At 68.5% G+C, this 7,492-nt stretch carries 7 protein-coding genes; 4 read left to right on the forward strand and 3 right to left on the reverse strand.

The genetic code is table 11. The annotated features are described in order from the left end of the window. On the forward strand, positions 1-860 hold an 860-nt coding region (locus AC1MIR_RS08040), incomplete at its 5' end, for a Calx-beta domain-containing protein (protein WP_480027655.1). Between the two features lie 84 nt (positions 861-944). Here AC1MIR_RS08040 and AC1MIR_RS08045 read toward each other — a convergent pair. Then, positions 945-2,615, reverse strand: a complete 1,671-nt coding sequence (locus tag AC1MIR_RS08045) for a formate--tetrahydrofolate ligase (RefSeq protein WP_480027656.1) — start codon at positions 2,613-2,615, stop codon at positions 945-947. A 128-nt stretch (positions 2,616-2,743) separates the two neighbouring features. Between AC1MIR_RS08045 and AC1MIR_RS08050 the strand changes: the two genes are divergently transcribed. The 3 genes from AC1MIR_RS08050 to AC1MIR_RS08060 all read left to right on the forward strand — a co-directional run bounded on the left by AC1MIR_RS08050 (position 2,744) and on the right by AC1MIR_RS08060 (position 5,939). Next, the gene (locus AC1MIR_RS08050; RefSeq protein ID WP_480027657.1) at positions 2,744-3,556 is read left to right on the forward strand and encodes a MipA/OmpV family protein; all 813 of its coding nucleotides are present in this window, start codon (positions 2,744-2,746) and stop codon (positions 3,554-3,556) included. A gap of 188 nt (positions 3,557-3,744) precedes the next feature. After that, a complete protein-coding gene (ettA, locus tag AC1MIR_RS08055; protein ID WP_480027658.1) occupies positions 3,745-5,424 on the forward strand; it encodes an energy-dependent translational throttle protein EttA in 1,680 nt (559 codons plus the stop codon). After that, positions 5,421-5,939, forward strand: coding sequence for a GNAT family N-acetyltransferase (locus AC1MIR_RS08060; RefSeq protein ID WP_480027659.1), 519 nt, complete (start codon positions 5,421-5,423; stop codon positions 5,937-5,939). The genes ettA and AC1MIR_RS08060 overlap by 4 nt, the downstream gene beginning before the upstream one ends. A 42-nt stretch (positions 5,940-5,981) precedes the next feature. On the opposite strand, the gene AC1MIR_RS08065 is transcribed toward AC1MIR_RS08060, so the two are convergent. Beyond that, positions 5,982-6,620 (reverse strand): MlaC/ttg2D family ABC transporter substrate-binding protein, encoded by a 639-nt coding sequence (locus AC1MIR_RS08065; RefSeq protein ID WP_480027660.1) that lies wholly within the window; start codon positions 6,618-6,620, stop codon positions 5,982-5,984. Positions 6,621-6,660: 40 nt separating this feature from the next. Continuing rightward, positions 6,661-7,492: MlaA family lipoprotein (locus AC1MIR_RS08070; protein WP_480027661.1), on the reverse strand; the 832-nt coding region annotated here is incomplete at its 5' end.

Consider the following 7,492-nt stretch of genomic DNA (forward strand, 5'->3'; position numbering starts at 1 on the left):
GCGACAAGACGGCCACCATCACCATCGTCTCCACCGAGGACAGCCTGGTCGAGGCGGACGAGACCTTCTCGGTGGTGCTGACCGCGGCGCCGACCGGCGTCACGCTGGCCGACGCCACCGGCATCGGCATGATCAGGAACGACGACAAGCCGCCGGCGGCGAAATACAACGCGTCGATCAACGACGTGTCGGCGGAGGAGGGGAACAACCTCCGCTTCACGGTGAGCCTGGACAAGGCGGCCGAGAGCGACCTGCGCTTCAGCTACGAGACGCGGACCGGCACGGCCGGCAGCAGCGATTTCGACGCCAAGTCGGGCAAGGTGACGGTCGCGAAGGGCGACAAGACGGCCACCATCACCATCGTCTCCACCGAGGACAGCCTGGTCGAGGCGGACGAGACCTTCTCGGTGGTGCTGACCGCGGCGCCGACCGGCGTCACGCTGGCCGACGCCACCGGCATCGGCACGATCAGGAACGACGACAAATCCTCAGCAAGACCTGATCTTCGCATCACGGACGTGAGTTTGGACAAGACAACGATCAAGCGTGGTGAAGACACCACAATTCGGTACACTGTGCGGAATGATGGCGACGCAGCGACGAGCGAGGAGGCGAGGCAAGGGATATACATATCCAAGAAGTCTACGTTTGATTCATCCTCCGCGACGCGGATAGACTATGAGGATGTCGGAAAAATCGAAGCCCGCGGCAGCCTCCGGGATTCTGAGCGTCTCCAAAAATTAGATGATTATGGGACAGGAACATATCACCTCTTTGTTGTGGCAGACTACAAGGACGATATACGTGAACTGTATGAATCTAACAATATATCGCCGCCGATTACCCTTTGGATAGTGTGAGATACTGTCGCGGGGTCGTTTGGCGTTAGCCTCTTGCTGCCCCAGCTGCGCCGCCTCGACTGATGCTCGCGCGACATTGGGCCGTCAGAACAGCCCCTCCACATTCCCGGCCGCGTCGAGGGTGATCGTCTCGGCGGCGGGGCGGCGGGGCAGGCCCGGCATCGTCATGATCTCGCCGCAGATCGCCACCACGAAGCCCGCGCCGGCTGAAAGCCGCACGTCCCGCAGCGGCAGCACGTGGCCGCGCGGCGCGCCGCGCGCGGTCGGGTCCACGCTGAAGGAATACTGCGTCTTCGCCACGCAGACCGGCAGGTGGCCGAAGCCCTCCTGTTCCCAGCGCGCGAGGCGCTGCGCGACCGGCCCCGGAATGGTCACCTCCGCCGCCCGATAGATCTCGCGCGCGATGGTGCGCAGCTTCTCGGCCAGCGGCATCGCATCGGGGTAGAGCGGCGCGAAGCGGGCCGCGCCGCGATCGAGCCGTGCCTTCACCGCGCGCGCGAGATCCATCGCGCCGGCCGCGCCATCGGCCCAGTGCGTGCAGATCAGCGCTTCCGTGTCCAGTCGCGCCATCGCCTGCTGGATGGCGGCGATCTCGGCCGCCGTGTCCGAGGTGAAGCGGTTCAGCGCCACCACCACCGGCAGGCCGAACTTGTGCATGTTCTCCACATGCCGGGCGAGGTTCACCACGCCGCGCTCCACCGCCGCCACGTCCTCACGCCCCAGATCGGCCTTGGCCACGCCGCCATGCATCTTCAGCGCGCGCACCGTGGCCACGATGACGCAGGCCCCGGGCTCCAGCCCGGCCAGCCGGCACTTGATGTCCAAAAACTTCTCCGCGCCGAGGTCGGCGCCGAAGCCCGCCTCCGTGACGACCACATCGGCCAGCCCGAGGCCGAGCCGCGTGGCGACGACGCTGTTGCAGCCATGCGCGATGTTGGCGAAGGGCCCGCCATGCACCAGCGCGGGCGAGCCCGCGATGGTCTGCACCAGGTTCGGCGACAGCGCATCGCGCAGCAGCACCGCCATCGCGCCATCCGCCTTGAGGTCCGCCGCCGTCACCGCCTTCCCGTCGCGCGTGCGGCCGACGATCATCCGGCCGAGCCGCGCCTTGAGGTCGGCCAGGTCGCGCGCCAGGCAGAACACCGCCATCACCTCGGACGCGACGGTGATGTCGAACCCGTCCTCCCGCACCACGCCCTGCGTTGCGCCGCCGAGGCCGACGACGCAGTCGCGCAGGTTGCGGTCGTTCATGTCCATCGCCCGCCGCCAGGTGACGCGGCGGGGATCGAGGCCGAGCTCGTTCCCCCAGTAGAGGTGGTTGTCGAGCATCGCCGAGAGCAGGTTGTTGGCGCTGGTGATGGCGTGGAAGTCGCCGGTGAAGTGGAGGTTGATGTCCTCCATCGGCAGCACCTGCGCATGCCCGCCGCCGGTGGCACCGCCCTTCACGCCGAAGCAGGGACCGAGCGAGGGCTCGCGCAGCGCGATCATCGTCTTCGTGCCGAGCGCGTTCAGCGCATCGCCGAGGCCGATGGTGGTGGTGGTCTTGCCCTCCCCGGCCGGGGTCGGGTTGATGCCGGTCACCAGCACCAGCTTGCCGGGCGGACGGGCGGAGGCCTCTGCGACGAAGTCCTGGGACAGCTTGGCCTTGAACCTGCCGTACGGCTCCAGCGCCGAATCGGGAATGCCGGCCTTCCCGGCGATCTCGGCGATGGGGCGGAGGGTCGCGGCGCGCGCGATTTCGAGGTCGGTCGGCATGGCGCGGAATCCCCCATTGATGCTGGACGTCCCGCGGGCGCTTATCCGCCCATGCCGGAAAGGTAAAGCGGTTGCAATTCGCCGTGCCGCGGTCCACCTGCCGGTCATTGCCGAACGCCAGAGGTTCGATGCGAGTCCTGCTTCGCGCCGCCGCGGCGCTGTTTGCCTGCCTCTCGGCCACACCCGCCTTCGCCCAGACCGGCCTTGCGCCGCAGGCGGCGCCGGCGGTCGGGGCGCCCATCACCGACCGCTGGCGCTTCGCGATCGGCGTCGGCGCGCTCTACACGCCCGACTACCTCGGCTCCAATGACTGGATGGTGCGGCCGCTCTTCTCGCCGGACATCCGCGGGCCCAACGACAGCTTTTTCCTGTCGTTCCGCGACGGCGCCGGCGCGACGCTGCTGCGCGACGGTCCGCTCTCGGCCGGCGTGGTGCTGCGTCCCCGCTTCGGCCGCGACCAGGACGATAATCCGGCGCTGGCCGGCATGGGCGACATCCGCATCTCCGGCGAGGCGGGTGCCTTCCTGTCCTACTCGGATCGCGAATGGCTGGTGCGGGGAGAGGTGCGGCAGGGCTTCGGAGGCTATTCCGGCGTGGTGGCCGATGCCCGGCTCGACCGCGTGTTTCGCCCCCGCCCCGACCTGATCCTCTCGACCGGGCCGCGCCTGTCCTGGGGCAACAGCGGCTTCGCCGAGACCTTCTTCGGGGTGGACCCGTCGCAGTCGCAGCGCAGCGGCTACCAGGTGTTCACGCCCAACGACTACTGGTTCGCCGCGCTGGCCGCCGGCGCCACCTGGGTCGTGTCGGACCGCTGGGCGGTGATCGGCTTCGGCGAGGTCGGACGCATCTTCGGGGCCGCCGCCGACAGCCCGCTGGTCGAGCGCGGCAGCACGACACAGGCCGTGGTCGGGCTGACGCTCGTCTACCGCTTCTGGCCCTGAGCCGCGCCACGACGGCACCGCGCGGGTGGCGCCGCGGCCGGCCAGGCCGATCTCGATCCCTGGGTCATCGGCGCGAGCGCCCAAGACCGCTTCCGACCTCCGGCGGGTCAAGGCCGATGCGGTTGGCAGAGGGGTGCGGGGCGCGGTAGAAGCCCGGCCTCCCCACCCTCCGCCGGAAGTCCCAGCCGATGCCTGCGTGGCAATACGTCTATGTGATGAAAGACCTCACCAAGTCCTATCCGGGCGGCCGGGAGGTCTTCAAGGGCATCACCCTCTCCTTCCTCCCCGATGCCAAGATCGGCGTGCTCGGCCCGAACGGCGCCGGCAAGTCCACGCTGATGAAGATCATGGCCGGCCTCGACAAGGAATTCGGCGGCGAGGCCTGGGCCGCGGAGGGTGCGCGCGTCGGCTACCTGCCGCAGGAGCCGCATCTCAACCCGGACAAGACCGTCGGCGAGAACGTCATGGAGGCGTTCGCCGAGCTCAACGCCCAGATGAAGCGCTTCAACGAGATCTCGGAAGCCTTTGCCAACGAGATGTCGGAAGACGAGATGAATGCCCTGCTCGCCGAGCAGGCCGCGCTGCAGGAGAAGATCGACGCCGCCGAGGGCTGGGAGATGGAGCGGCGGGTGGAGATCGCGCTGGATGCGCTGCGCTGCCCGCCCTTCGACAGCCCGGTGGCGCATCTCTCGGGCGGCGAGCGGCGGCGCGTCGCGCTGTGCAAGCTGCTGCTGGAGAAGCCCGACCTGCTGCTGCTCGACGAGCCGACCAACCACCTCGATGCCGAGAGCGTGGCGTGGTTGGAGAAGACGCTGCGCGAATGGCAGGGCGCGGTGCTCGTCGTCACCCATGACCGCTACTTCCTGGACAACGTCACCAACTGGATCCTGGAAGTGGATCGCGGCCGCGGCTTCCCCTACCAGGGCAACTACTCCGCCTATCTCGACCAGAAGCGCAAGCGCCTGCAGCAGGAGGAGCGCGAGGAGAGCGCGCGCCAGCGGCAGCTCGCCCGCGAGCAGGAATGGATCGGGCGCAGCCCGGCCGCCCGCCAGGCCAAGTCGAAGGCCCGCATCACCGCCTATGAGGAGCTGCTGCAGAAATCGCAGGAGAAGGGCATCGGCGAGGCCGAGATCGTCATCCCGCCGGCGCCACGCCTCGGCAACCTGGTGATCCAGGCCGAGAAGCTGCGCAAGGGATACGGCAATCGCCTGCTGATCGAGGACCTCGACTTCAAGCTGCCGCCCGGCGGCATCGTCGGCATCATCGGCCCGAACGGCGCCGGCAAGTCCACCCTGTTCAAGATGATCACGGGCGTCGAGCAGCCCGATGGCGGCACGCTGACGATCGGCGACAGCGTCAAGCTCGGCTATGTGGACCAGTCGCGCGACAGCCTGGATGACAACAAGACCGTCTGGCAGGAAATCTCGGACGGGATGGACCAGATCACCATCGGCAAGCGCACCATCCCCTCGCGCGCCTATGTCGCGGCCTTCAACTTCAAGGGCGCCGACCAGCAGAAGCGCGTCGGCATTCTCAGCGGCGGCGAAAGAAACCGCGTGCACCTGGCGAAGATGCTAAAGCGCGAGCACAACGTGCTGCTGCTGGACGAGCCGACCAACGACCTCGACGTGGACACGCTGCGTGCGCTGGAAGACGCGCTGGAGGATTTCGCCGGCTGCGCCGTGGTGATCAGCCACGATCGCTGGTTCCTCGACCGGCTGGCCACGCACATCCTCGCTTTCGAGGGCGACAGCCATGTCGAATGGTTCGAGGGCAATTTCGAGGCTTATGAGAACGACAAGCGCCGCCGCCTCGGCGCCGCCGCGACCGAGCCGCACCGGCTGAAATACAAGCCGCTCGCCAGGTGAGCATCGGCCTGCATGGCGCGCCGCGCACACTGAACACGGCGCGCCTCTCGCTGCTGCCGCCGGCGCCGGAGCAGCTTCCGGACCTGATCCGGCTGAAGGCGGATGAGCGGGTCTTCGGCTACATGCTGCATGGCGTGCGCACGCCCGAGCGCACGCGCGAAGAGCTCGAGGACGACATCGAGTTCTGGCTGGTGCGTGGCTACGGCACCTGGTCTGTCTTCGAGCGGGAGAGCGGTGCGTTCCTCGGCATCTGCGGCCTGATGGAGCGGCCCGACGGTCGTGGCGTGGCGCTGCGCTTCGCGTTCTGGCCGGAATGCCGCGGCAAGGGCTATGCGCGGGAGGCCGCGGCGGCGGCCCTCGCCTTCGGCCATCGCGCGGGCCTCAGGCGCATCATCGCAGTGGCGCGGGAGACGAACCTGTCTTCACGCGGCGTGCTGACGGATATCGGCATGCGCGAATGCGGCGAGTTCCGGCACCAGGGCCACCGCATGCTGGTGTTCGAGAACACCCGCTGATGCGCCAGCGTCGCTGACGCCGCTTCGATCCACGGTCGGCGCTCAACCCCCTTCGCGCGCCGCCATCTGCTGGATCTGGTTGCGCATCGCGGCGAGCAGCGCCGCAACCTGACCGCCATTGCGGGTGATCACGCTGCTGTATTCGCTGCGCGTGGTCAGCCGCAGGCTGGTGCCCTCGGCGATCACGTCCACCACCTTGGGCTGTCCGCCGATTTCCGCGACACGCCAGTCCAGCCCGAAAGCCGGGTTGCCCGGCCGCTCGACGACGGTGTTGACCAGCGCATCCTCCTCCGTGCGCGCCTGGGTGCGCCCAAGCGTGAAGCGCACGCCCTGATACTCGCCGAAGCGCGACGACAGATTGTGGATCAGCACCTGCTCGAACAGCTTCAGATATTCCTGCTGCTGGTCAGGCGTTGCCTGGCGCCACCAACGGCCGAGGATGAAGCGCCCGACACCCTCCACATCCACGGCGCGGCGCAGGATCTCCGCCACACGCTCCCGCCGCTGCGCCACCGACTGGCCGGTGGCATTGATGGCCGCGACCAGCTGCTCGCCGGTCTGCTGGATGAAGGCCGTGGCGCGCCCGATATCCACCTGCTGCGCCCGGGCTGCCTGGAGCGGCAGGCCAGCTGCGACCGCAGCCGCGACGGCAAGGAGAAGGCGGCGGGGCGTCGGCGTCATCGCGATGTCCTCTTGCTTGGGCGGCTCTCGATCTCCGGCGTCACCGGCGCGGTCCTTCGACGCCGGTGCCGGCGCCGAAGCCGGTGCCGCGCGCGGCAGGCGCTTCGAGGCCTCGGTTGTTGATCTCGTTGACGCGGCGCTGCCGGTAGGCGCTGCGCAGGGCGGCGTATGGGTCCAGCGAACCCTGGCGCAATGCATCAAGGGGCTCGATCAGTCCTTCCCGCGTGTCCAGCCCGCCCACGACGGTGCGGCTGACGGTGACGGTCTCGATCAATTCTCCCCCGCTGAGCCAGGAGAATGGGTTGGTAGCAAAATCCACACCCGCGCCGGTCAGGTCGCGTGGATTCGACGGGCCGAGCACCGGCACGAACAGATAGGGACCTTCCGGAAAGCCCCAGACGGCAAGCGTCTGCCCGAAATCCTCGGTATGGCCGAGCAATCCGAAATCCTTCGCCACGTCGAAAATGCCGCCGATGCCGAGCGTGGTGTTGATCAGGAAGCGCCCGGCCGTGGTGCCCGCGCGTTGTGTCTCGCCCTGCAAGACGTCGTTCACGAGGATGACAGGCGAGCGCAGGTTCCCCAGCGCGTTGCGGATCGCCACGCGAACCTCGGGCGGAAGGAAGATCCGATAGGCTTCGGCGGCGGGGCGAAGGATCAGCGTGTCCAGCCCGTCGTTCACGAGATACATCGCCCGGTTCCAGGGCTCGATCGGATCGTTGTTGGCCTCGAACTCCGCAACCGCCTCGGGATCGGTGGGGTCCGGGCGCGTCGCGCCGGCGCCGCGCCCCCGCCCGGCGCGCGGCGCGCTGGCGCCGCGTTCCGTGCCGGGTTCCACCGTCACGCCTGGCTGCCGCGCGGCGTGGGCGCGCGCC

This window comes from Falsiroseomonas sp. RANM36, from assembly GCF_056682175.1.

Excerpts from the sequence above, each read along its gene's own strand:
- AC1MIR_RS08050 (WP_480027657.1), top strand. The coding sequence starts at position 2,744 with ATGCGAGTCCTGCTTCGCGCCGCCGCGGCGCTGTTTGCCTGCCTCTCG.
- AC1MIR_RS08045 (WP_480027656.1), bottom strand. The coding sequence starts at position 2,615 with ATGCCGACCGACCTCGAAATCGCGCGCGCCGCGACCCTCCGCCCCATC.
- ettA (WP_480027658.1), top strand. The coding sequence starts at position 3,745 with ATGCCTGCGTGGCAATACGTCTATGTGATGAAAGACCTCACCAAGTCC.
- AC1MIR_RS08065 (WP_480027660.1), bottom strand. The coding sequence starts at position 6,620 with ATGACGCCGACGCCCCGCCGCCTTCTCCTTGCCGTCGCGGCTGCGGTC.